This is a genomic window from Paenibacillus sp. FSL K6-1318 (assembly GCF_037976905.1).
Taxonomy (GTDB): Bacteria; Bacillota; Bacilli; order Paenibacillales; family Paenibacillaceae; genus Paenibacillus; species Paenibacillus amylolyticus_A.
The window spans coordinates 2,566,839-2,589,272 of sequence record NZ_CP150270.1 but is presented as its reverse complement, the minus strand read 5'-3'; the positions used below and the strand labels follow the sequence as shown (position 1 = coordinate 2,589,272).

General features: G+C 40.0%; 29 protein-coding genes. 1 reads left to right on the top strand and 28 read right to left on the bottom strand.

Going from position 1 to position 22,434, the window contains the following annotated elements; all coding sequences use genetic code 11:
* Nucleotides 1–58 precede the first annotated feature (58 nt).
* The 25 genes from NYE45_RS11655 to NYE45_RS11535 form a co-directional block, all read right to left on the bottom strand.
* On the bottom strand, nucleotides 59–424 hold the full coding sequence (locus tag NYE45_RS11655) for a DUF4180 domain-containing protein (RefSeq protein WP_340016726.1): 366 nt from the start codon (nucleotides 422–424) through the stop codon (nucleotides 59–61).
* 72 nt (nucleotides 425–496) lie between these two features.
* Nucleotides 497–1,063 carry a histidine phosphatase family protein gene (locus tag NYE45_RS11650; RefSeq protein ID WP_340016725.1) on the bottom strand — a complete coding sequence of 189 codons (567 nt, stop codon included), beginning with the start codon at nucleotides 1,061–1,063 and terminating at the stop codon, nucleotides 497–499.
* Nucleotides 1,064–1,297: 234 nt separating this feature from the next.
* Nucleotides 1,298–1,834, bottom strand: coding sequence for a hypothetical protein (locus tag NYE45_RS11645; RefSeq protein WP_340016724.1), 537 nt, complete (start codon nucleotides 1,832–1,834; stop codon nucleotides 1,298–1,300).
* Between the two features lie 768 nt (nucleotides 1,835–2,602).
* Nucleotides 2,603–3,145, bottom strand: coding sequence for a GrpB family protein (locus NYE45_RS11640; protein ID WP_340016723.1), 543 nt, complete (start codon nucleotides 3,143–3,145; stop codon nucleotides 2,603–2,605).
* 74 nt (nucleotides 3,146–3,219) lie between these two features.
* The gene (locus NYE45_RS11635) at nucleotides 3,220–3,723 is read right to left on the bottom strand and encodes an NUDIX domain-containing protein (protein ID WP_340016722.1); all 504 of its coding nucleotides are present in this window, start codon (nucleotides 3,721–3,723) and stop codon (nucleotides 3,220–3,222) included.
* Nucleotides 3,724–3,870: 147 nt separating this feature from the next.
* Nucleotides 3,871–4,566, bottom strand: a complete 696-nt coding sequence (locus tag NYE45_RS11630) for a hypothetical protein (protein WP_340016721.1) — start codon at nucleotides 4,564–4,566, stop codon at nucleotides 3,871–3,873.
* Nucleotides 4,567–4,717: 151 nt separating this feature from the next.
* Nucleotides 4,718–5,350 carry a hypothetical protein gene (locus tag NYE45_RS11625; RefSeq protein WP_340016720.1) on the bottom strand — a complete coding sequence of 211 codons (633 nt, stop codon included), beginning with the start codon at nucleotides 5,348–5,350 and terminating at the stop codon, nucleotides 4,718–4,720.
* 158 nt (nucleotides 5,351–5,508) lie between these two features.
* Nucleotides 5,509–5,994: a VOC family protein gene (locus NYE45_RS11620; protein WP_340016719.1), complete on the bottom strand. Its 486-nt coding sequence runs from the start codon at nucleotides 5,992–5,994 to the stop codon at nucleotides 5,509–5,511.
* A 119-nt stretch (nucleotides 5,995–6,113) separates the two neighbouring features.
* On the bottom strand, nucleotides 6,114–6,884 hold the full coding sequence (locus NYE45_RS11615) for a nucleotidyltransferase (protein ID WP_340016718.1): 771 nt from the start codon (nucleotides 6,882–6,884) through the stop codon (nucleotides 6,114–6,116).
* A 57-nt stretch (nucleotides 6,885–6,941) separates the two neighbouring features.
* Complete coding sequence (locus tag NYE45_RS11610) at nucleotides 6,942–7,568, bottom strand: Type 1 glutamine amidotransferase-like domain-containing protein (protein ID WP_340016717.1); 627 nt, start codon at nucleotides 7,566–7,568, stop codon at nucleotides 6,942–6,944.
* A gap of 153 nt (nucleotides 7,569–7,721) precedes the next feature.
* A complete protein-coding gene (locus NYE45_RS11605; RefSeq protein WP_340016716.1) occupies nucleotides 7,722–8,351 on the bottom strand; it encodes a hypothetical protein in 630 nt (209 codons plus the stop codon).
* A gap of 179 nt (nucleotides 8,352–8,530) precedes the next feature.
* A complete protein-coding gene (locus NYE45_RS11600; RefSeq protein WP_340016715.1) occupies nucleotides 8,531–8,944 on the bottom strand; it encodes a CPCC family cysteine-rich protein in 414 nt (137 codons plus the stop codon).
* Nucleotides 8,945–9,158: 214 nt separating this feature from the next.
* Entirely contained in the window at nucleotides 9,159–9,479 is a 321-nt protein-coding gene (locus NYE45_RS11595; RefSeq protein WP_340016713.1) for a hypothetical protein, read from the bottom strand.
* A 176-nt stretch (nucleotides 9,480–9,655) separates the two neighbouring features.
* The gene (locus tag NYE45_RS11590; protein WP_340016712.1) at nucleotides 9,656–10,087 is read right to left on the bottom strand and encodes a hypothetical protein; all 432 of its coding nucleotides are present in this window, start codon (nucleotides 10,085–10,087) and stop codon (nucleotides 9,656–9,658) included.
* 327 nt (nucleotides 10,088–10,414) lie between these two features.
* Nucleotides 10,415–10,819: a DUF4259 domain-containing protein gene (locus NYE45_RS11585; protein ID WP_340016711.1), complete on the bottom strand. Its 405-nt coding sequence runs from the start codon at nucleotides 10,817–10,819 to the stop codon at nucleotides 10,415–10,417.
* A gap of 213 nt (nucleotides 10,820–11,032) precedes the next feature.
* Complete coding sequence (locus NYE45_RS11580) at nucleotides 11,033–11,677, bottom strand: HAD hydrolase-like protein (protein WP_340016710.1); 645 nt, start codon at nucleotides 11,675–11,677, stop codon at nucleotides 11,033–11,035.
* Nucleotides 11,678–11,914: 237 nt separating this feature from the next.
* Nucleotides 11,915–12,634, bottom strand: coding sequence for a ferritin-like domain-containing protein (locus tag NYE45_RS11575; protein WP_340016709.1), 720 nt, complete (start codon nucleotides 12,632–12,634; stop codon nucleotides 11,915–11,917).
* A 193-nt stretch (nucleotides 12,635–12,827) separates the two neighbouring features.
* Entirely contained in the window at nucleotides 12,828–13,145 is a 318-nt protein-coding gene (locus NYE45_RS11570) for a hypothetical protein (RefSeq protein WP_340016708.1), read from the bottom strand.
* Nucleotides 13,146–13,344: 199 nt separating this feature from the next.
* A complete protein-coding gene (locus NYE45_RS11565; protein WP_090808356.1) occupies nucleotides 13,345–13,635 on the bottom strand; it encodes a hypothetical protein in 291 nt (96 codons plus the stop codon).
* Nucleotides 13,636–13,937: 302 nt separating this feature from the next.
* A complete protein-coding gene (locus NYE45_RS11560) occupies nucleotides 13,938–15,035 on the bottom strand; it encodes a Gfo/Idh/MocA family oxidoreductase (protein ID WP_340016707.1) in 1,098 nt (365 codons plus the stop codon).
* Nucleotides 15,036–15,093: 58 nt separating this feature from the next.
* Nucleotides 15,094–16,266 carry a Gfo/Idh/MocA family oxidoreductase gene (locus NYE45_RS11555; protein WP_340016706.1) on the bottom strand — a complete coding sequence of 391 codons (1,173 nt, stop codon included), beginning with the start codon at nucleotides 16,264–16,266 and terminating at the stop codon, nucleotides 15,094–15,096.
* On the bottom strand, nucleotides 16,263–17,174 hold the full coding sequence (locus NYE45_RS11550; protein ID WP_340017354.1) for a sugar phosphate isomerase/epimerase family protein: 912 nt from the start codon (nucleotides 17,172–17,174) through the stop codon (nucleotides 16,263–16,265). Before NYE45_RS11550 ends, NYE45_RS11555 begins: the two co-directional genes overlap by 4 nt.
* 254 nt (nucleotides 17,175–17,428) lie before the next feature.
* The gene (locus NYE45_RS11545) at nucleotides 17,429–17,926 is read right to left on the bottom strand and encodes a metallophosphoesterase (RefSeq protein WP_145146978.1); all 498 of its coding nucleotides are present in this window, start codon (nucleotides 17,924–17,926) and stop codon (nucleotides 17,429–17,431) included.
* 36 nt (nucleotides 17,927–17,962) lie between these two features.
* Complete coding sequence (locus tag NYE45_RS11540; RefSeq protein ID WP_340016705.1) at nucleotides 17,963–18,397, bottom strand: Rrf2 family transcriptional regulator; 435 nt, start codon at nucleotides 18,395–18,397, stop codon at nucleotides 17,963–17,965.
* Nucleotides 18,398–18,450: 53 nt separating this feature from the next.
* Entirely contained in the window at nucleotides 18,451–18,828 is a 378-nt protein-coding gene (locus tag NYE45_RS11535; protein ID WP_024630343.1) for a DivIVA domain-containing protein, read from the bottom strand.
* A 199-nt stretch (nucleotides 18,829–19,027) separates the two neighbouring features.
* Here NYE45_RS11535 and NYE45_RS11530 point away from each other — a divergent pair, with 199 nt between their 5' ends.
* The gene (locus NYE45_RS11530) at nucleotides 19,028–19,594 is read left to right on the top strand and encodes a TraR/DksA C4-type zinc finger protein (protein ID WP_340016704.1); all 567 of its coding nucleotides are present in this window, start codon (nucleotides 19,028–19,030) and stop codon (nucleotides 19,592–19,594) included.
* Between the two features lie 191 nt (nucleotides 19,595–19,785).
* On the opposite strand, the gene NYE45_RS11525 is transcribed toward NYE45_RS11530, so the two are convergent.
* The 3 genes from NYE45_RS11525 to NYE45_RS11515 all read right to left on the bottom strand — a co-directional run bounded on the left by NYE45_RS11525 (nucleotide 19,786) and on the right by NYE45_RS11515 (nucleotide 22,427).
* Nucleotides 19,786–20,478 carry a helix-turn-helix domain-containing protein gene (locus NYE45_RS11525; protein ID WP_340016703.1) on the bottom strand — a complete coding sequence of 231 codons (693 nt, stop codon included), beginning with the start codon at nucleotides 20,476–20,478 and terminating at the stop codon, nucleotides 19,786–19,788.
* Between the two features lie 134 nt (nucleotides 20,479–20,612).
* Nucleotides 20,613–21,902 (bottom strand): MFS transporter, encoded by a 1,290-nt coding sequence (locus NYE45_RS11520; protein ID WP_340016702.1) that lies wholly within the window; start codon nucleotides 21,900–21,902, stop codon nucleotides 20,613–20,615.
* Between the two features lie 249 nt (nucleotides 21,903–22,151).
* Entirely contained in the window at nucleotides 22,152–22,427 is a 276-nt protein-coding gene (locus NYE45_RS11515; protein WP_340016701.1) for a barstar family protein, read from the bottom strand.
* Between the last annotated feature and the right edge of the window lie 7 nt (nucleotides 22,428–22,434).

Below are 22,434 nucleotides of genomic sequence, written 5' to 3'. Positions count from 1 at the left end.
TCGAAATAGGCAGGAATGTCATTATAGAACGCTTTCAGAATACATCAAGTGAATTCGCTTAAGCCTTGCTCAGTTTCTCAATAGCCTGATCTTCATCAGGCAGGAAGAATATATCTTTTCCATTATTGCTTTCATATACGAAATCCTTAAGGCTCTTACTCGAATAACTCGAAAAATCACCAATGATTGCGATCTTGGTTTGGTAGTTAATGAACTTTTGAAGAACTTCTCCAGCAAGACGTGTTTTCAAATCAAAGAATTCATCACACACTTCAGACTTGTTTATAATAATACGGTTACTATCCGCTTGATAACTGACCGTCGCCAGAAGATCTAAAGCGGACTGAACATCGATGATTAACTTGTCACTACTAGTAACGTAGGCAATCTTTATTCCATTCGCGTTGATTGTTCTAATATTCATATGCTTCTTCCTTTCCATATCTCGTTAACCATAACAATGTGTCAGGCTGCTACCGTTTCCCTGACAATATCTCTATTCATTCCACAGTCTTATTACATCTATTAATTCAAAATTTTCAAAACGTAATTTATAAATATCTGGCTTCTTTAATTGATCTAAAAAATTCAAACCATAACTTGAATCAAAATAATTCATCATCAAAGTCATTACAAGTCCATGTGTTCCAATAGCTACTTTCTTCCCAGCGTGTTCTTTTAATATGTTTTTAATCACTGATATCGATCTATTCTGACAATCAGCATTAGACTCCCCACCTGGTAAAGAATAATCAAAATCATTATATTTATCTCTAATAACTGACATTAACTCAGTGTTATCAATAGTTTCTTCAGCAAAAAACCTTTCCCTTAGATCTTCATATGTTTCGATATCTAATTCTAAGTATTGCGCCAATCCCTCAACACTAAGGATTGCCCGGTTATACGGGCTGGATATAATAACATCTATTCCTTCTACTTTAAGTATTTCAATAACTTTTTCAATATCCCTCTTGCCCTTCGTGGTGAGTCCTCTAGTAATTTCGCTTCCTTCATTGTATGGTGATTCAGCATGCCTAACCATATAGAGGGTCGTTTTCATATAATCCTCCTTGAAATGTTGCTGTATTTATGACTATAATTTCACAACGTTCGTGTATCCACGAGTCCTCACTGCCTTAAACGACCTAAGGGGTAGCCGCGGCGCAGTTAGGCGGTCCATGGTTACCTGTCTTATTCCAATCCTTTGCATATCCACGGACAAACTCAGGAGCGTCAGTGACGCAACATAGATAGATGTAAGACGATTCTTTGGCATGCTCGAATATACTTGATATCAGCTCTTTATCCTATAACATATGATGTTAACTATTTCCTCAGTAGGTAGCAGACCATCAATAATCAGATCCGAATTCGGTTTTATCGTCTTCAACATACTTTCATATCCGCTTCTCCCTCCTGATAAATAAAGACTTAAATCATCTAAAATAGATTCTGCATTCTTGTCTCTAAAATCTCTTAATATTCTTCTTGCCATTGATATATCAAGAGGTGTATCTATGAAAATAGTCAGATCAATATTTTTCAATTTGTCGTGTAACCTTGCAAATGGATAATCCAACAATATGAATTCCGTATCTTCTGAAGAAATAAGATTTCTCAGATCAGAAATTAGTGGCTCTAGGTTCCACTCATTACAATCAGCGCCTCGCTCAACCCAGTTAACAACATCGTCGGGTCCTTCTAAATCATACTCATCGAAATATAAGGTCTTTGCATTATTTAGCACTTGGGTTAGACATGACGTAATAGTGGTTTTCCCTCCCCCCGATACTGCTGCAATAGCAATGATCTTAGGCTTTTTATTCCCCATTGTTCCTCAGCCTCCTGGAGTAAATCACTGGATATTTTTTCGAATTTCAAGAGTTTCGTCTAACGTTCAACTATATTTCTTTTTTAATATTTCTAAATATTCAAGTGGGACTTCCGTAATACTAGAAATGTCTGATGTTTCAAATCCTAATTTCAGAGCCCTTCTTGCAACCTTCAAGTTATGCTTCACCTTAGTAATCCTATCTTTAAGTAACACGTCCCCAAAATCCAGATAATCATCAGCAATCTCACCATTCAAAAAGAACTCTATGGCATAGGTTCCTATATGTTCTTCTACGTAAAATATATTAACCGAGCAAAATACCACGGCTTCTGTTGTATTAAAACTATATTCCAGGTATATGGCACGAGGAAATCTAGATGCACCCCCATCTCCATAACACAAGATCCATCGAATTTATCTGCCTGAATCACCAGAGTATAAATAAAGTGATTATTAGTCGTTTTAACAAAGTGATGATCGGTTCCCATAAACCCAACATCATGTAGTTTCGGAGCAAAATACACCCTGATTAGCTTTCTAAAATCTTTAGTATTCACGTTCTCATATCCTTTGTGAGATTTCCGATAACGTTGTTTTATTCACAAACCCGAGAGCTTAAAGAACACCAGCGACTGGGTCGAAGACCTAGCATCGTAGGAGTTGTCTGTTTGATACGAATTCCTCGAAATATCTCTGGCAGACCAAGGGGCGTTAGCCCCGCAGCGTTAATATTAGTTATCGGATGTTTTAGTTCCATTGAGCAACCTACAAGTTCTTTCCATATTCATTAAGTACTTTATTTACAAATTCGGTCTTCCCATCCGTATAAGACTGACGATTTTCTATATATTTAATAGCAAGTTCTTTCTTTAAATTGGCATATTCGACTACATATTCGGGGTTGCCAATTAATGCATCTCTGAAGGATATATGTCTTAATAACTCTTTGCTCTCTTTATTACAAACATATAAATGATGTTCAGGTTTCTGTATTTTTACTGTGCTATAAGGAACATTTGCATCTTTTCTTGCAAAAGCTTCTCTGTTCTCAACACTCAAATTACCTTCATGATAGTAACCTAAACTTTCTAATCCTTGAATTACATCTGGAAGCAAGTCCATAGAATCAATTACTACATCTATATCTAGAATAGGTTTTGCCGCTAGTCCAGGTACTGCGGTACTACCAACGTGCTCAATTCTTAGTACTAGTTCTCCGAGTACATGTTCTATGATGGATTTCAGATCAAAAAACATTTCAGGCCATTGATTGTTGTAATCTTCAATAATTATTGTTTTTTTACTCATCCTTGAGATGCCCCCAAAAAATAAAGTACGAATGCACGATATGTGAATATGGTGTTATGAGATGGTGATGTTTTCTATGGATTACTTTCAAATATTACGCTAGAATATGGTTTTATTACTTGATCCGAAAAATATTCTTTAAAGAATTCATTAGTTGTTCTAGGAAATTTATAATGTTTTAAAGATTCTTCTAGCCTATACACTGTCCTCTTAATTTCATTAATGGATAACCATTCAATCCCAACCTGTCCAACATCAGCTTGTAGGCTTCTTAATTCATTATTTAGGAAATGAGTGCTGCACTCATAAATAAAATCAATAGAATGAACTTCCTTCATTATGAAAGAGTATTCATGATTGCGCGATATGTATTCTCTTACACAAACTAACCCACTACTCGATATTTCAATACCCAACTCTTCCATACACTCGCGACTTAAAGCCTGTTCCAATGTTTCGTTCTCTTCTTGAGCTCCTCCAGGCAGTACATAATAAATACCTATATTTGCTCTCCTTTTCTTTATTAATAAAAGATTGTCATTCTGGATAATCAATGCTCGTACTGTATTTCGAATCATCTAGAATAATCTCCCTCCATACAATGTCTACATCACTTTCACATAACGTTCCTGTATTCCCGACCCAGCACATGCTGGGTATCCTGCAAATGTCCGCAGCGTGAATATTATGTTAGGTGTAGTTATTGCCTCCCTAGAATAATTGCATCAATTTTTCTGTCTAATCCATTCGTTTACTAATAAATAAATTAAAGATTTTGCTTCTGTTACATACATCGGTTCTTTAGGAGGTTCATAATCTAATGCATGTCTTGCTTCCATTCCAATTGCTTTATAGCTGTTAGCAGTCCTAGTAAATCTCTTAAGGTTCTCTGAAGAAATTGAAGGAAAAGATTTTATATCAGCCTCTTTAGCTATTACTTCAAAAATTTTATATAATCCTACCCAACTTTCATCATCGTACGATATCAATTTTATTACTTTATCAATTACCTCGTTTTTTTCACACAGCTCTAACAAATCAGGTACAGAATCAGCAGGATTAGAAATTTCAATTGTTCCATCAGCTTTTATTATTTGCGGAATTGCCTTCATACTTGCAGAACCAGAAAGCTCCGCACTCATAAAGAAAGTGCGTCCGCCATAATATTTTAGGAGATAAATATCCGATACAGTAATTCTCCTATGTGTTCCCAATACTAACTTTGTCACACCATCGATTAGCTTCACTAGATTTTCTACTTTTTTTGAAACATCTTTATAATTATCAGTAGAGGAGATACCTGATGACTTTAATCGATATTCACCTGCTTCTTTGAAAATTGTTAGCTTTTCGGTATTGAGTGACTTTGAAAGTTCATAAAGCTCCTTTTCATCTCCAACTAAACATATGACCCACTTCATAGTACCCCTCATTTCACTTTCACAATAATTACACCTAACGTTTTGTGTTCACAACGCCCGGAGAATGCCGAGTGCGTCTGGCTGAATTCACTCCTCTACTTATAACTTCTACCGGACAAAGGGGCACTAGCGACGATGCTTGAAAATCTTGTTAGGCGATGTCGTTGTCCTCCATGATTACCCTTACATACTCATCCCAATCCTTACCATCTGTATTGATTTCTATTGTTGGCACTCTTGAGATTTGAGCTTGATGTCTTAAATCATTTTGGATTCTTAATAATTCACTTACTGACGATCTTACTTCTTCTTCTGTTTTATCGATCCATTCTTCGGGTTGTCTACTTTTAATTCTTTCTTCTACGACTTCGGGTGAGATTGTAAGCAAAATACACCTAGCGTTTAAAGACTCAAGCTGTTCTTCTATTTTATTTATCTCATCCAAATCCGAATCTACAAACGCAGCTCTATGATTTAAGTGAAACCTCTCCAGAACATAAAATAGTCCCCTAGATCCTCTAGATGCAGGACCAAGTTGAATTGCCCATTCGTTAAGTTTCTTTAGCATTTCAACCCGCTCTTTAAGTAACTCAATGTGTCCTTCTCGGGTTAGACTTACATATTTTCCATGTTTATTATTCAAAATTTGAGAATAATGTTCTCCAAGAATAACTACGCTCCGTTCTGAGGATTCTTCTTGTGATTGATATCGTTTAATTGCTTTTAATACTGAAGTCTTCCCGGCATTTGAGTATCCTTCAAGAATTATTCCTCTAATATGCATTTAAATCTCCTTCCACTAGCAGTTATTTCACCTAACGTTTCTGTATTCATACGTTGAACGTAGTTGAATGTGTCTTCTGAAGCGCTTCCATCTGACAGACCAAGGCTCCGTTAGGAGCCGCTGCTTAAATATTATGTTATCTGATGCTGATACTTCTTTTAAATACAACAATACATTCTTTTGTTTTTATCTTTCAAAAGGTCTTCCCATTCTTCGATTGATAATTTATTGGATATATTCTTCAAGTTTTCAGGTACACTTACAAAACACATTAATTCTAAACTATTTCCATCTGGATCATTGAAGTAGACTGAAGCATTTCCCTGATTAGGCCTGACAAATGGATTTATTGAATCTCTTTTTCCAAAAGGGACAGGCTCTATTTCAATTGATTGAAGCCATTTCACACTGTCTCTAAGATCTTCATAACTAACTCGAAATGCTATATGCCTTAATGATGGATGATAAGAAGTTTTATGCTCTTTACCCTGCCATAGACCGACCCTACTCTTTTCTTTTTCAATCCAGAAGAACGCTGTATCTTCATCTCTCCAGGCCAGCTCTAATCCTAATTTAGAATAAAATTCGATAGATTGATGTAAGTTACTTACTGGTAAATGTGCTTCATACAACCCAAGTATCATATTTTCTCCTTTCAATCTTGCCAGTTTCAGATAACGTTTTGTATTGGCGATGTCCGACGGGCTTAGGGGCTGGATGTGGTCACTCACTTCTCAAGGTGATTACGATCGTTAATATATTGTTAGCCAAATGAATTTCTGGAAGCAGCCATTGTATTTAAAGCGTTCTCAAAACAGCGATATACTTCATCTGCAATTCTCAAAAACTCTTCAACAAGTACATTGCTACTATCCAAGTAACAAGCATATAGATACTCAACTAAAGCGGAGTTAATCTCACAATAATTTAATATGGCAGTCTTCATCTTAATGATTTCATCTTCCCATACCCCTGTATCTTCTAAAACCAAAGAGTATAATGCACGAATTAATCTCTTAGAGTAACCTTTAATATATCTAGTTTTCATTGAGTGATCACTAACATTAGAAAGTGAACGATGTACACGATCTACTTCCTCCCTGGTCTCTGTATTTAAGTCTAAAATGAACTCTGGAGAAATAATTATCGGTGGTACTTTTTCGCCAACATCATCACCATACATGCAAACACAAATGACCTTAACCCAAAAACCCCACTCATTCGGTTTACTTAATACATCGTCCATCGAGCAAATGGTCGTATCAATCTTAGTTACGACTGGATATTCTTCCAAAAGCCTGTCTTTAATATTTGACAATCTTTCGTAATCGATATCTTTGGGATTTACACATATAATAGTAAAGTCTGCATCTGACTTAAAAGGTTGAGCTGTTCCTTTGGGAATCGAGCCACACATATAAATGCTATGAATCTTAGCTTTGAATTCGTTAAGGATACGATCCACATACTTATCAACCAAGTCCTTATATTCACTTTGTATTGCAATTCTATTTATAACTTTTTCTAATATCATATAGACTCCTCCTAAACTATGAGCTTCTTCGAGCTACTTATAATGAATTTACGACTTTCAAAGTGTTTGATTTATTAAGATTGAGATATATTCATCATCTTTAAGCCTTGTCACCTTACAGTTCTCATTGGATTCAAATTCTACTATTCTCTCTTCAATTGTTTTATTAGTACTATCTTTAAATATGTCCTCTCGATCATAGTGAGGAAAAATAAGCTTGTCGGTTACACCTACTGCCTTAAAATCCGTTAAATTCATAGTGTTCATCTGTGGAGTAAAGAAATCGACAATGCTAATATTCGGTCCCAGTAATAACGTTCCAGCACTTACTCCAACTATAATTACATGCTGTGCGGCCAGTGTTTTAATAATTTCATCCGCACCGCTTTTCTTCGCGTAATACAATAATGTAAATGGATTTCCGCCATTAATATATATAACATCTCTATGTAAAAGAATTTGCGGATCATCAAATTCTATATCTACAAAATTGATATGCTGAAACCCCATATCCTTGAACTCTTGCAATGCCCTTTGTGCATATCTATTATTTTCTTTCATGGGGGATCCTGTTGTAATAATAGAGACCTTTAATTGAGAAATATCTCTATCAATAAGATCCAGAAATTGATTTTTAATATCTTCAGTATAAAAACCACAAGAGGTTAGTAACAAGCTACTCATTGAAATCACCGTCCTTAAATAATAGTTTATCTAATCTTTAATTAAGCATTCCCATGATTTCTGCTAACGTTGTACATTAGCGACCCGACGCATGTCGGGTGTCCGTCGGACCAAGGGCGTATGCCCGCAGCGTGAATATTATGTTATATGTAGTCATCTACTCTTATCAAGTAAATCCATATACTCTTTTTCAATTATAAGCATGCCTTTATTTATCACTATTTTTTCACGGTTGTCTTGATCATTATGATGATTTTCAAAAATTCCAGACTTTATAATTGAAAATGGTTCTGAAGCAGTTAATTCTCCTTTTAATACATGTTCTATTTCAGTAGATTCTCCTAATTCTTTATATGTTTGTACCATATTCAATTCGTGTTTCTCCCAAATTTTTAATGATAAATTTAGCAAAGGTGCGATTTGTTCTCTTTTAAATTTCCAATAATGATTTTCTAACTCTACCTCGTTTTCTGGTAAGATCAGATGTAGCACAATTTCATCAGTTCGATACATCCAGAATAATCTTAAGTGACTAAATTGATCTGACTGTAATAACATTTGTTTATAATTATGTTTGACATGCTGATCAAATCCCAACTTAAACTTATCTGAAAGCAACTTAGAGTTCCATGCTATGATTTCTTCAAGGCTGTTTCTTTCTGAATTCCAATAACCTGATTTAAAAGGAAAGTCCTCAAATATGGTTTCGTAAATTTCTTGAGTAAAATTAATAGAAAAATCATTATAAGGAAATGAGTATTCTATCGAAAAATATGCTGGCATGTTTCCTCCTAGTTTTAAAATGATTACATATAAGGTTGGCGCATTCCTGACGTTCAAACCGCTTAAGGACCCTGGGTCCGGATCGTCAGACTTAGCCGATGAATGAGTCGCCTGATTCCACTTCTCAGAAAATCCTCTTGGCAACCAAGGAGCGATAGCGACGACGTAGGAATGTTGTGTTAGCCGATGTCCTCTGAGTCACCTTCATATCCGTTCTTTCTACGATTTTCTAAATCTTTTTCGTATTTAGTGATCTTTTCCCCTATAAGTTTATCTAACTTAGTCTCAACAACAATTATTTGTTTCCATAACGCCATTTCATTGTTCTGTATGGATATGTGATGTTTTTGGACTAATAATTTTTTTAGTGAGTATTCATATTCATCTTCAATTGGCTCTCTATACATATGGAGATATCTTATAAAATTCGTCCTTGCTTCACTTAATGTATAGTCTCCATTTGGCCCTCCCCACCTTTCTTCAGCATACGGATCGTCCTGTCCATCGTCTTCCCAGTTACACATGCTACATATTTCAAACAGTTCGAAAAGGGTCAAGTAACCACAGCAAGGACATTTGTATCTCTGTTTCATAATCTATATTCTCCTCTACGGATTTCGGCTAACGTTCCTGTATTTATGAACCTCGAAGGGGTTGTCTGCTGAAATGCCTCTCCGTATTCCTTCCACAGACCAAGACTCCGAATGAGCCACAGCTTGAATATTATGTTATCTGATGGATACGTCTTCTCCGATTCTCCTTACTCCTTATGTCTCTATGTCTCTATGTCTCTATGTCTCTATGTCTCTATGTCTCTATGTCTAAGTATTTCTTCCAATCGTTTCTTTTTGAAATGATGTTGCTTTCAAATTCTGTCTTAGCTATGCCTCTTAGATAATTATAAAATTCTTTTTCAAATCGATCATTCTGTATAAAAATCATGGCTAGGGATTCACCACAGCTTGCTTTTATTATGTTGTCAGTTTTATCATGTTTTGCCGTTATCATTAAGGTCTTAATTACATTTTTATGATTATATTCACTTAGATCCATGGCTGAGTCGTCTCGCTCGGCATCTGAAGCACTTTCATCTAGCAATATTTCAATAAGTTTTTCCCACTTCTCCATAGGACTCCTTCAAAATAAATCTGTTATTGTTTTCAATAATTATTCTCTAGCTTTAAGTTCTTTCAGATAACGTTTCTGTATTCACGACCCAGCGTATGCCGGGCCAAGGGGGTATGCCCACAGCGTGAATATTATGTTAGCTGGAGTTAATGACTCCTATGAAATACCTTCGAGTTCTAACGACCTTCTTCGTTTTCTTCATTATAATAACATTCTCCGTTCTTACATCCATATGTAATTTTCGAGTCAAAGTCTTCGTAATATATGACTTCATTAAAATCAGAAGGTGTGGTTTCTTTAATTTTCTCTAGCAAAGCTTTGGAGGCTTCCCTTGCGTTTGCTTGGTTTTCCTTTTCATCATAACCAATCGTAGGTCCTGAAGGACCTTCATAAACAGTAAAGTACCACTTACTCGTATCATCGCTTACTTCAATTAAATAATAGTACGCATCTTCAGCATTATCTGACTTATATAACGGTTCACCAAACAAAGTAAGAAGCGCTCCTCTAAACTTCGCACTTTCTTCACCCGCAATAATGCCTGTATCCAGAAATTTTGAGGATTCTAATGTTTCATCTTCTTCAGTAATAGCTTTATAGGTATACATTTCATTAAGTTCCTCCTTCAAAGTACTATCATTTATTGCATCATTTTGTTCGGAGCTCCTTCGCGTATTATCCGAACAGCCCAACAGAACTACTAAAATCAATAAAGTTATTAACTTATACATGTTTATCCTTTCTGGAAGTTAGTAAAGGTTTATAAAGTTTCTTCATTAATTTCAGCTAACTTTCCTGAATTCATAAACCCCAAAGGGGTTGTCTGCCGAAATTGCCTCATCGGAACCCTTCCAGCAGACCAAGGCTCCAACGGAGCCCCAGCTTGAATATTTTGTTATGTGAAGTTCCCTCTTCTCGAAAAGCTATCAATTTCTTTACAATCGATTTTCTAAGTCATTTATTGTATTTAACCAGATTGGGTATTCTTCTGATTCTTCCCATAGCTCTTTTAGTTCTGAATCTTTCTTAATTTTCTTAACTGCTCGTTTAGCTTTTGAAATAAGTTTTTTTCCTTTACCTTTATGTTTATCGATCCAGTCATATAGATCCTCTGTATTACTTTGTTTATTCAATATTTCTTTCCCAGGATTACCTTGTAATGCTACAAGGATCTCAATTGCGCCTAAAGCATTGGAAGCTAAATCTGACTCAATATAATCTTCTTCTAATACTTCTTCAATCGTCTCTTCAATTAATTCGATGTCATCAGAATCAAGTAAATCTGCCTTCCAATCTAATACATCATCGTTCTCGAAAATTCCAGTTCCCCATGCTCCCATCAATTAACCTCCAAAAAGTGTCATTAAGTTTTAAAGCTCTTATGGACATAACGTTCCTGTATTCATGAACCCCGAAGGGGGTGTCTGCCGAAATTCCTCTCCGAGATCCTTGCAGACCAAGGCTCCCTGAGGAGCCGCTACTTGAATATGATGTTATCGGATATCAGCGTCTGCTTCGAAAATACTTACATAAATACTCCACTACCCATGATGTTAAATATATTTTTTTAATTCAAGTAAATCATCAATAATATAATCCGCTTGTTTAAGTTCCCATTCTTGGGCAAAGTCAAATCGACAACCGAAAGCCTTCAATCCATTGTTTTTTGCTGCTTCGATATCAGAGATCCTGTCGCCAACTAAAGCAGCATTGTTGATGTGATATTTCATAAGAATATATCTAACTAAGTCATCCTTATTCTGAGTCTCTATTTGTTGGATGCTAAAGGTTTCTGTCACCCAATTATTTAACTTGTAACAGTTAACGATAGCATTGAGGTATTCGATTAGTCCATTACTTGCAATAAAAATTAAGCAGCCTTCCTGTTTTAAAAAATCAAAAACTTCTTTGACATGCGGATAAAGTGCACCGTTGCCATAATTAATATTTGCAATTAGCTTCTCTAGGAAGATCTCGTCCACAATTCGTCTGATTTCGTTTGAATGGTTCGGTAATAACGTTTCCCAAACTACTGGTAGAGGAACTCCCATAATTTCACGATATTTTTGAGTCGGAGTTTCACTCGACCATTCATTACGAGACCTCAAGACAGAAAACGTTTCTTCTAACGATAACTCTAAGATTTTGTTTGTTTGAAATAGTGTACCATCCATATCGAAAATAACCGCTTCCAGCATGATTTCACTCCTATTCAGAGTTTGAATAATTTATTTTGTATTTTTATACGCTGATTTCCTATAACGTTAATGTATCCACGACGCCCCACCGACTTAAGCCACGTTCGGGGCGAACGCGATGCCGTTAGTAGGTGCGGATGTGTCCGCCTGATTCCACTTCCCTGCGAATTCCCTTCGGGCTGACCGAGGGAGCGTCAGGACCCAAAGCTTGGATATAATGTTATCTGACGTAAACCTCTACTGTGAATTAGCTATAATCTTCTTTGTTAAGTTAAACTCATGACGGCATTCATAGTAGTAACTTTTGAGTTTATATCCCCCAGCTTTAAATACAGGCTTATGTTGATACCACACTATAATTAGCGTTCCTTCAAAAAGGATTCTACGAAGGATATAAACTATTCTGTTAAAGAGAACGTTTCTATTTTGAGCAAATTTATGAAGTGTTTCGGATTGAAACTGAACATGTTTCTCCTCATCACTTAAAATCTGATTACATAAATCTATTAATACTTCTGACTTTGTAGATTTTTGCAAGGCTCTATAGTACAACTTAGCAATGATCTCAGCAGTTAATAGAACAATGACTGATTGTTCTAGACTCGCATATCGACGTAATCTTCTAAATACATTGTCCACCCAATGTCTACGAAGGAGTGGGATTCCCTGTACCTTCATAAATCTGCCTAGATCTCTAGCGTGCCTCTGTTCTTCTTTAATGAATTCTATAAGCGCTTCATAGTAATCCTGATCTTGTGTCTGATGTACATATTCTTGCGCACGTTTAATTAGATGTTTACCTTCAGAGTTTTCTCCTAATTGAAACTGTTGAATTGACTTATTGATTATTTCTCTTTCAATAGTTGTTAATTTATAGTTGTCATCCCAATGAATATATTTGAGGTTTTGATTATTTCTTCGATAATATTGCACCCATTTCGAGAAAGTGATATTCATTATTTGCTCCTAAAATGGAGTAGGTTTATTTCAGATAACGTCCCTGTATTCATGAACCCCAAAGGGGTTGTCTGCTGAAATTCCTCTTCGAAATCCCTCCGCAGACCAAGGCTCCAAAGGAGCCGCTGCTTGAATATTATGTTATACGCTGTTATTGCCTTCCTGACTAATCTGAAAAAACTTTTTTCATTTCCTAAATTCTTTCGAATTCTCTTTTCTCATCATTCCATTTTTTAATCACTTTGTTGTCATTTCGTATTAAATATTTGTTTTCCCACTCTTTAATTATTAGTTTGTAGTACTCATGTTTAATTATTTCAATATTTGACGGATCTAAAGGGTTTTCATCTCTAGTTATATCTCGTGCTAATCTATTAATATCTTCATATAAATTAAACTCTGCCATACATTCTGAGCACTTAAAAAACAATTGCCCGTTTCGACTATCTTTCTTTATCTCTATCCACCCTTGATTACATGAACACCAATCAACTTTATTTGAATATTTCAACATTTCTACTCCTTCATGCATTTAAATAAAATAATCATGTTTGATATATTCAAAATGCAATAATTGCGTATAACGTTCCTGTATTCACGACCCGACGTATGTCGGGTGTCCGGCATATGCCGGGCCAAGGACGGATGTCCTAAGCGTGAATATATTGTTATCGGATGTCGGACACTTCAGTGGATAACATGCACACTAATTATCCCGCATAGTGTCCTCCTGATTCAATATACTTTTGTTCCTTTATGTAGCTCCTATAAATTTTTGAAACTACTCTAAGTGCAAGACCAGAATTTGACCATTCCCCATTGCAAGGAGTAATTAAGATTGCTTTAATTTTTGCTCGATTCTCATCTTCTGTTAAAGAGTTACTTGTTTCACTTAAATCTATTTCTATTTCCCCTTCAAAATTATTGAAGTTCAAGCCATAGTTATAAATCGCTTTGCCATCTATGATTTTTTGTAATTTGAAACTTACAGCTAAACCCATAAAGTAATTTCACTCTTTTCATTTTCTATAGTCTCTTTGTCCGATTTCCGATAACATCATATCTACGAACTTCGTAAATACCTCTCTTATCAATCCATATCCGAACTACATATAATATAACCCATATTAATCCATCTGCGAAGTTACGAACATACTAAAAAAAGCAGCCCCAGTGTGAACTGCTCCATTCGTTAGACATAACTAACCTGTTGGATGCAGTTTAACATTTGGGCTGCTCTTTCCTCACTCAAATTGCGGACAATCTTTAGTAATCAACCTTTGCTCCCCTTCACCTAAAACATTTACTTCGCTCCGCTACTCCACACCACGCGCTCGCTCATCGCTTTGTGCTGTGCGATCAGACAGAGTTCTGCCGCTTTGAATGCGTGTTCCTGTGTCATGGCGGTCTCGGTCCGGTCCAGACAATCGCGAATGAGTTGACCGAAGAACGGATAACCGACCTTGCCCTTCACGCTGTAGCGAAACTCACCTTCATGGTTTACCAGATAGACCTGATCACCTTCCGGCTCTCTCGCAACATCGATATACTTCCGCAGCTCAATATAACCGTCCGTTCCCAGAATAACTGTACGCCCATCGCCCCATGTGCCCAGACCATCCGGTGTGAACCAGTCCACTCGGAAGTAACCGGACGCTCCGTTGTCGCCGATCAGAGAAGCTTCGCCGAAGTCTTCCAATTCCGGGAACTGTGGATGATTGAAGTTATGCACCCGGCTGAACCCTACCTCAGCGTCCGTACATGATGCAAACGTCAGAAACTGTTCGATCTGGTGACTCCCGATATCACAGAGAATGCCGCCATACTGCTCATGCTTGAAGAACCAATCCGGTCGTCCGCCCGCATTCAATCGATGCGGCCCCGTCCCCATAACTTGCACTACTTTGCCGATTGCCCCCTGTTCGATGAGCTGCCCCGCATAGATCGCACTTTCTACATGCAGTCGTTCACTGTAATACACCATGTACTTTTTGCCTGTTCGCTTCACTTCTTCTCGTGCAAGTTTTAATTGCTCAAGCGTGGTGAACGGAGCTTTGTCTGTAAAATAATCCTTGCCTGCGGCCAATACTCTCATGCCAAGCGGCGCACGATCTGAAGTGATCGCTGCACTTGCCACCAGCAACACCTCATCATCTGCGAGCACCTCAGCTTCCGATGCTGCGACTTGAGCCTGTGGGAACTGCTTTCGAAATGCCTCTACCTTCGCCGGGTCCGGATCATACACCCATTTGAGGGTAGCCCCGGCCTCCAACAATCCCCCAACCATGCCGTAGACATGCCCATGATCCAAGGCTACAGCCGCAATGGTGAACTCACCCGGACCACATACCACCTCTTTTGTGACGCTCTTTGGCGCATAAAACATGCCATCTTTAGCCATGTCATCCCATCCCCATTATAAAATTTTTGATAAAATGAATTCGTCTAACAAATCGTCTTTATTTAAACGTCTGACTCAGATCAGCAGGTTGAGCGCCACTGAATGCCTTGTCTTTCTTCGTCGTTGATCCAGCAATGCGTTCCTGCAGATGCTCATAGAATAGATCCTCATCGATTGGCAGATCCACCCAATTATCCGTCCAGGTAGACAGCAGCATCGCGTTCGACAATGTTAATCCGTGTATACCATCCTCACCGGGAGCAATGAGTGGTGCGCCTGTACGAATCGCATCTACCCAGTTACGAATCAGACCCGGGTGCCCCGTTTCCACACCTGTAATCGGGATTTCACATTTCCAGCATTCTGGCTGTCCAAAACCTCCGGTAAACCGCTGATTGAATTCAGGCTCAGATTCCCGAAGTCGCCAGAATGTAAGTTTTCCATCTTCGATTACGATTTTACCTCGGTCTCCGTTGACCTCGAATCGATTGGTACCCGGTGCTTCACCTGTTGTGGTTACAAACACACCTGTAGCTCCATTTTCATATTCCACATAAGCTGTTACATCATCTTCCACTTCAATGTTCCGATACTTGCCAAACGAACAGAAAGCACGCATTCGCACCGGCATCATGCCGATGGTCCACTGCCACAGATCCAGTTGATGCGGGTCCTGGTTAATCAGTACACCGCCACCTTCGCCTGCCCAAGTTGCCCGCCAGCCGCCGGAATCATAGTAACTCTGGGATCGGTACCAGTTTGTAATAATCCAGTTGGTCCGCCGTACCTCACCCAGTTCTCCCGAAGCGATTAAGTCTCTCAGCTTAATGTAGAGTGGATTGGTCCGCTGGTTGTACATCATGGAAAAGACTTTACCGCTGGCTGCGGCCGCTTCATTCATCTTGCGTACCTGCTTCGTATACACACCGGCTGGCTTCTCAATCATGACATGCAAGCCATGCTGGAACGCTTGAATAGCCTGTTCCGGATGGTCATAGTGCGGCGTCGCAATGATGACTGCATCAATCGTACCTGAAGCCATCATCTGCTCAGCATCCTGCCAATAGGTGACCGTTGCCGGAAGATGACTGGATACCCAGCTCTCCATCTCTCTTCTTACATCACATACGGCGACCAGTTCTGCACCGGGTACTTCTCCGGCAACCAACGTTCTGGCATGTGATGCTCCCATATTTCCTATACCAATCACCGCTACTCTTACGATACTCATGACTGCTCCTCCTCGTCCACACGACGCTCAATTTCGGCGAAAACGTCTGCAAAATGCTGTAACATCGCCTTGGATTCCAAGGCACCACTAAAGTCCTCTATTCCGTAATATCCGTCATACCCGACGGCACGAAGATCCCGCACCATCTGTATCCAATCGACCATGCCTTCAGTCAGCGGCGTCCAGTGACATTTCCAGGCTGTATTCAGAGCCGCCCCGCCGCTCTTCTCAGTCACATTAGCCTTTTGCGAATCTTTCTCTGATTCAAACCACCCGGCATTTTTTACATGCACATGAGCCAGAAAAGGTCCTAGCAACTCAAGTCCCATCCGATGATTCTCATATCCTTCATGCACCATATTGCCTGGATCGTACAATACACCCACATGCTGCGGGTCCAGCGATTGCACAAGTCGATAGGCCAGCGATGCCGTGGGTGCAATCGTCTGGTGATGCGTCTCTACGAGGGCCTTGATGTTGTACTGTTTGGCCAGATCCTGCACTTCACTCAGATATTCAACCGCTTTACGATACAACTCAGGATAGCTGGTCTTGCGATCATACCCAGGAACACCCACACGCATCATTGATGCTCCTAACCCAACCGCAGCCTGAAACGCCTGCTCGGTGGCAGGCAGATCTCCACAATTCAGATACGGTACAAGTGCGATGGATTTCCTTCCTTGCCCTTCCGCCGCTTCACGGAAAACAGGAACCTGTTCCTCCCAGCGGCTCGGATCTACGGAGCATCGATTATTTCTCCAGTAAGAAGGCTCCTCGGATATCGCATCTTCAGGAATTCCGCGGAATCTCCACTCGATTCCATCAATCCCTGCTGCTGCCGCTGCCGCTGCCAATTCTTCTGCATTCAGATCTGGGGTAGCCACGGTGAATACAGACAGTTTCATCATGATCCATCTCCTTATGTAAACGTATTCATTTTATGTCGTAAAGGCATTGTATCACTCCACTGAACCTCACCATAGGGGGAAACGCCAACAGATGAATGACAGATAAAGAACAGGGCACATTCCCCATTCAGAGATAACTTCACAAGTGACAAAATGAGCAAAAAAACAAAAAAGACACCCCTGAAACAGAATCTGCCTCTGTTCAAAGATGCCTTTTAAAAGTTTATAGTTAGCAATCCATGCATATCTCTCTAATCCCGGTCAAAGAACACATGCTCAGCCTGTATTTTCCCCTGATCTATGGTCATGATGCCGAATGAATATTGCTTTTGAAAACGCCGATCCGTAGGCGACCCCGGATTAAATACCAGCGTATTATCGACGGTATGCATCACCGGGATGTGTGAGTGTCCGTAGATCACAGCATCCACATGCTGGCCTGCAAAGGTATGAATTGCATTCTGCTCTGTACCCTTTGACCCTAGATGACCGTGCACAAGACCCAGACGAAGCCCCTCCACTTCAACTATGCGGGAATATCCCAGTTTTTCAGCGATTTCGGACGGGTCCGTATTACCAGCTACCCCTTCAACAGGTGCATACTCGCTAAGCAATGGATATACACTCCAATCCGACCAGTCACCGGCATGAAGAATGAGATCTGCACTCGGCAATACCTCTAGGAGCTGTGTCGGTAACTTGCGTGATTTTCGTGAACAATGCGTGTCGGAGATGACTACAATTTTCATATAACAACCCACCTTTCCTTTACCTCTGATTACAATCTACTCTGCCTGCGATGGGACAGCTAACATCTGGGAACTGGAACGTTCCATATCTTCAAGGGTAATGGATGCGAAGAACTGCTCCACCTTGGACTCTGCAACCTGATACAGATTGGTCAAGAGGGTGTCTATATGCAAGCCCACTTCACAATCCGGGTTACAATTGCCGTGAATCGGGAACAATGGACCTTCATCCTTGGCAGCCTGATAGATCATGTCTAATGTAATTTCATTGGATGGCTTCGCCAAATAGAAACCTCTTGTTCCAGGAGAGGAATTCACCAATCCTGCCTTTTTCAGCCCGCCCAGAATCCGTCTGACGACGACAGGGTTGGTATTCACGCTTCCTGCAATATGTGCAGACGTGATTCGTTCAGGCGCGCTGAGTGACAATAACAACAAACAATGCACACTGACCGAAAAATGAGTACTCATGATTAACCACCTTTATTTTGAGCATTTTTAATATCATTCTAGACAAGCTGACATTATTCAGAGAACAGATCCTGTTCGGGACGTGCTCTGATCTTGAGTTGTCGCACACTGTATTCCAGTTGTTTCACAATATCATCCAGCTGTTTGCGATCAATCTTGGTCGGATCTTCCACTGGTTTCGCGGACGACTTGAGATCCCGAATCGTTAACTGCTGCTCTTGCCATTTGTCCATCAGATCTGCAATATTGGCATAGAAACGTTCGTAATCTTTGATGACCAGGTCAAGATAAGCGTCCACCTCATCCGGATCATAACCACGAAGTTTATAATTGAATTGTTTTTCATGAATCGATAACGCATCTAGCTGTACACCCAATTGTTTGAACAATTGTCTTTGTTTATCCAATCTTCGTTTCATATGTTCATCCATATTGACAACCTCCATTATAAGCCAAGCCGTGGTTCCTTTTTCCAGTGAAAAACATACGGCATTTTCTCTCTCTATTTTTTATAACACATAATCCGTCAGATATAAAATGATACGACCCTATTCCTCACGAAAATGATTGCTTTTCATCCGATTCGGGTAAGGACACATACACCCCACAACGGGAAAGGAGCATGTCCTTATGAGTACTTTAACCAAAGATCAACGTCAAGAACTGAAAAACGCCCTTTTGGAGCAACGCGAAAACTTGCAGCGTCATTTTGAATCCAGCATGGAAGACGGTGCTCCAGTCGAGTCGCTGAAAGATTCAACCGGTGAGCTGTCATCATACGATAATCATCCGGCAGATGCCGGTACGGAAACATTTGAACGCAGCCGTGATCTGGCGATCGACGATACATTAACAGACGAATTCAATCAAGTGAACGACGCATTGGAACGTATGGAACAAGGTACATACGGAACCTGTGTAACGTGCGGAGAAGATATTCCCTTCGAACGACTTGAAGCTATCCCCTATACCGCTTATTGTATTGATGACACGCCTAACCGGGAAGTCAGCAACGATCGTCCCGTTGAAGAAGAGGTCATGACCATGCCTCCAAGTGGTGCTGGAGAAGGAAGACAGCGTAACGCCGGTAAGTTCGATAATGCAGATGCCTGGGAAGCGGTCGAAGAATACGGTACCTCCAACTCCCCTGCAACTGCAGCCAAACGTGATGTGAAGGACTATGATGAGAACATGTAACGTGGTTATGAACTAGAACGGTTATGCGTCAAAATTAAATTTGATTCAATAGGATATACGAACGTTATCCTGTCTTATCAAGCATTAAAAAGCCGCCATTGGCGGCTTTTTCTAGTTTTCTCCAACACAGTCTCCCACGGTTGCCGTTACTTGCTTCCAGCGATAACGCTGAACACTTATATTCCGTCCGTTTAATCTTCCGACTCACTACCCGATGATGCAGATTCCTGCCGTTTAGAAACAGCTCGAGACGTTTTAGAAGTTGATTTGCCCTTACCGGACGTAGCTTTCTTTTTCTCTTTTGCATCTGTCTTAGACACAGGTATTTTCACTAACGGTTTAGAGAGGGCAGAGAATAACTGAAAGATCTCATGCTCCCCTTGTTGATTCTCTTTTGTTGTATAGGGTTCACAGAGTTTAATGATGTTCTTATACAATTGCTCTACTTCCTCACGGTTTGCATACAGCGTGATGTCCGAGAGAAACATCCGATCTTCGTTTTCCGCCTGATGCATGAATCGCTGACGACTTTGTTCAAACATCTCATTTAATAGTTTGAGCGTTTCAGACCGAAATACCTGTTTCAATGGTGAGTTTTCCTTATCTTCATCTTCGTGACGGAGATGGATCTCTCCGGTGAATGGTTCGTAGTATTTCGCAATAATCCCATTAATCTCCCGCGTGGAAACAATGGTGAGCAGACCAATTTTCTCCAACTTTTTCACATGATAATGCACTTTGGCTGGTACCTCACCCATCTGATCGGCGATTTCTTTGACTGTGGATGGTCTGCCCTGCTTGTTAAACATATTCATAATCTGTATCCGATACGGATCGGAGTAGATTTTAATTTCTTCAATTGTGGATAGAACTTTGTGCTGCATCCCTGTATCCTCATTTCCGGGGTACCTGTTGCCCATCGATGACTCTATTATACCGCTGCTTCAGGGCTTCGGTCAAAACATCCCAGAGATGACATGCTACCTAAAATCGGATAATGATCGCCTCTGAATGTACTTTACAGGGCAGTTCGAAAACTTTTGCTAAATAGCAGCATACCTGCTGACATGGCAAGCATAATACCGAAGACGATAAACAGAACAGGCATAGTCATCCAATCTGCAAGTGCTCCTGAAACCAGGCTCCCAAGTGGTGCAACACTCAAGACAAGCATACTCTGAAGGGCATACACTCTGCCTAGCATCTCGGAAGGGGTTACTTCCATAAGATAGGTAGCCAGCGGTGTCGTAGCCAGTGGAATCCCTATGCCCATCAGTAGACAAAAGGTCGCCGCAACCGGCAGTTGGAAGGAATTCATATAAGCCGGAAGTGCCGTCATCGCATAACTGAGACCCAACATAACAATACCGCTGATGACCAGCACACTTTTACGGTAATTTGCTCCCCTTTGCGTTAACCACACACCACTAAGCAACATGCCTCCCACCATCAGCCCACTGAGCAGACTTAATCCCCAAGCGCCAGCATGCAGCGTTTCAATGACATACGGTGTACGGAGAACATTGAATGGCATCAGGCAGAAATTAACGAAGGCAAACAGGATTGAAACGATTAGCAATAAGGCCTGTTTACGGAGAAAATGAAAGGCTTCCGCCATTTCGGAGAATATACTCCTTTTTTCGGATCGAAGAGAATGTATTTCAGTTGATGTCTCATTTTCACTGTTAGCAGATGTTGACACTCCAGGGTATCCTACTCGGCTCATAATTAAAGCACTTAGCGCAAACAACCCAGCGTCTATCAAGATCGTCCAGGCAATGCCTATTGAAGCAATGAGTGCACCAGCCACTGCAAGTCCTGCGAGTTCTGCCACTCTAGTTGCGGAAGACGACATGGCATTACCGGAGAGCAGCATCGATTGGGGAAGCAATCTGGGCACACTGGACACTTCCGCAGGAGTAGTGAAGCATTCCAGCAAAGAATTCAGAATCGTGATGACAAACAGATGCCACACTTCGAGTTGCCCTAGTCCGAATAACAGGGCTGTAATCCCAACGAATAACCCGCGACCCGTATTGGTGATCACAATCACTTTTTTGGGAGACATGCGATCAACCAAAGCCCCGGCGAACAGACCCAGGAGGATATTGGGCAAGAAATTCACCGCCAGTAACGTACCCATCAACACTTTCGAACCAGTCAGAATGTACACCATCCAGCTGTATGCAATCGAATCAATGGAATCACCAAATCTGGATACAACTCTACTGAGCATAAATTGCATATAGGGCTTGATTCGTATTAATTCACCTATACCTTGCTTGCCAACTGCTGTGCTATCGTTCATGGCTTCCCACTCCCTAACGTTAAAATATTTTTCATGTTAATTTTATTTTAACGTACATTATGCAGAAATCAATACCTCCGTGAAAATAATTTTAACGTCAAGTAAGCAAAGTAAAAAAACTCGCTCTTCTTTCAGATGCTTCGTAATCAATAACAGACTTTTTGAAAAATCTCCTATAACACCAAAAAACAGACCATATGTGGTCTGTTAGGTTGGGCTGATCGTATTTGAACTGCCTTCATTTTCTGCCTACTTCTCAACACGCAATTGAAATCCAGACTGCTCAGCCTGTACCTCCAACATTAAATCACGTACCCGGTCTGCTTCATTTCCCAGGCGTTCTTCGCTGATTCGGTAGTTGGTCCATTTTAACTCAAGTGGAAGTTCAATCGTACCCGTCAGGCAATCCCACAATGCATCGAGATTACCGCCATAAAAATCTGGCAGAGCTAGCTTATCCTTTAATTGCTGATGAAGTTCAGCACTACTCGCAAAGTCTACTCCATCCAGAATCACAATATTCATGACTGCC

Excerpts from the sequence above, each read along its gene's own strand:
- NYE45_RS11585 (WP_340016711.1), bottom strand. The coding sequence starts at position 10,819 with ATGGGAGCATGGGGAACTGGAATTTTCGAGAACGATGATGTATTAGAT.
- NYE45_RS11640 (WP_340016723.1), bottom strand. The coding sequence starts at position 3,145 with ATGAGTAAAAAAACAATAATTATTGAAGATTACAACAATCAATGGCCT.
- NYE45_RS11530 (WP_340016704.1), top strand. The coding sequence starts at position 19,028 with ATGAGTACTTTAACCAAAGATCAACGTCAAGAACTGAAAAACGCCCTT.
- NYE45_RS11520 (WP_340016702.1), bottom strand. The coding sequence starts at position 21,902 with ATGAACGATAGCACAGCAGTTGGCAAGCAAGGTATAGGTGAATTAATA.
- NYE45_RS11545 (WP_145146978.1), bottom strand. The coding sequence starts at position 17,926 with ATGAAAATTGTAGTCATCTCCGACACGCATTGTTCACGAAAATCACGC.
- NYE45_RS11610 (WP_340016717.1), bottom strand. The coding sequence starts at position 7,568 with ATGAGTAGCTTGTTACTAACCTCTTGTGGTTTTTATACTGAAGATATT.
- NYE45_RS11555 (WP_340016706.1), bottom strand. The coding sequence starts at position 16,266 with ATGAGTATCGTAAGAGTAGCGGTGATTGGTATAGGAAATATGGGAGCA.
- NYE45_RS11540 (WP_340016705.1), bottom strand. The coding sequence starts at position 18,397 with ATGAGTACTCATTTTTCGGTCAGTGTGCATTGTTTGTTGTTATTGTCA.
- NYE45_RS11560 (WP_340016707.1), bottom strand. The coding sequence starts at position 15,035 with ATGGCTAAAGATGGCATGTTTTATGCGCCAAAGAGCGTCACAAAAGAG.
- NYE45_RS11600 (WP_340016715.1), bottom strand. The coding sequence starts at position 8,944 with ATGAAACAGAGATACAAATGTCCTTGCTGTGGTTACTTGACCCTTTTC.
- NYE45_RS11565 (WP_090808356.1), bottom strand. The coding sequence starts at position 13,635 with ATGGGTTTAGCTGTAAGTTTCAAATTACAAAAAATCATAGATGGCAAA.
- NYE45_RS11625 (WP_340016720.1), bottom strand. The coding sequence starts at position 5,350 with ATGCATATTAGAGGAATAATTCTTGAAGGATACTCAAATGCCGGGAAG.
- NYE45_RS11580 (WP_340016710.1), bottom strand. The coding sequence starts at position 11,677 with ATGCTGGAAGCGGTTATTTTCGATATGGATGGTACACTATTTCAAACA.
- NYE45_RS11535 (WP_024630343.1), bottom strand. The coding sequence starts at position 18,828 with ATGGATGAACATATGAAACGAAGATTGGATAAACAAAGACAATTGTTC.
- NYE45_RS11655 (WP_340016726.1), bottom strand. The coding sequence starts at position 424 with ATGAATATTAGAACAATCAACGCGAATGGAATAAAGATTGCCTACGTT.
- NYE45_RS11525 (WP_340016703.1), bottom strand. The coding sequence starts at position 20,478 with ATGCAGCACAAAGTTCTATCCACAATTGAAGAAATTAAAATCTACTCC.
- NYE45_RS11620 (WP_340016719.1), bottom strand. The coding sequence starts at position 5,994 with ATGATACTTGGGTTGTATGAAGCACATTTACCAGTAAGTAACTTACAT.
- NYE45_RS11645 (WP_340016724.1), bottom strand. The coding sequence starts at position 1,834 with ATGGGGAATAAAAAGCCTAAGATCATTGCTATTGCAGCAGTATCGGGG.
- NYE45_RS11550 (WP_340017354.1), bottom strand. The coding sequence starts at position 17,174 with ATGAAACTGTCTGTATTCACCGTGGCTACCCCAGATCTGAATGCAGAA.
- NYE45_RS11515 (WP_340016701.1), bottom strand. The coding sequence starts at position 22,427 with ATGAATATTGTGATTCTGGATGGAGTAGACTTTGCGAGTAGTGCTGAA.
- NYE45_RS11635 (WP_340016722.1), bottom strand. The coding sequence starts at position 3,723 with ATGATTCGAAATACAGTACGAGCATTGATTATCCAGAATGACAATCTT.
- NYE45_RS11605 (WP_340016716.1), bottom strand. The coding sequence starts at position 8,351 with ATGCCAGCATATTTTTCGATAGAATACTCATTTCCTTATAATGATTTT.
- NYE45_RS11590 (WP_340016712.1), bottom strand. The coding sequence starts at position 10,087 with ATGTATACCTATAAAGCTATTACTGAAGAAGATGAAACATTAGAATCC.
- NYE45_RS11630 (WP_340016721.1), bottom strand. The coding sequence starts at position 4,566 with ATGAAGTGGGTCATATGTTTAGTTGGAGATGAAAAGGAGCTTTATGAA.
- NYE45_RS11650 (WP_340016725.1), bottom strand. The coding sequence starts at position 1,063 with ATGAAAACGACCCTCTATATGGTTAGGCATGCTGAATCACCATACAAT.
- NYE45_RS11615 (WP_340016718.1), bottom strand. The coding sequence starts at position 6,884 with ATGATATTAGAAAAAGTTATAAATAGAATTGCAATACAAAGTGAATAT.
- NYE45_RS11595 (WP_340016713.1), bottom strand. The coding sequence starts at position 9,479 with ATGGAGAAGTGGGAAAAACTTATTGAAATATTGCTAGATGAAAGTGCT.
- NYE45_RS11575 (WP_340016709.1), bottom strand. The coding sequence starts at position 12,634 with ATGAATATCACTTTCTCGAAATGGGTGCAATATTATCGAAGAAATAAT.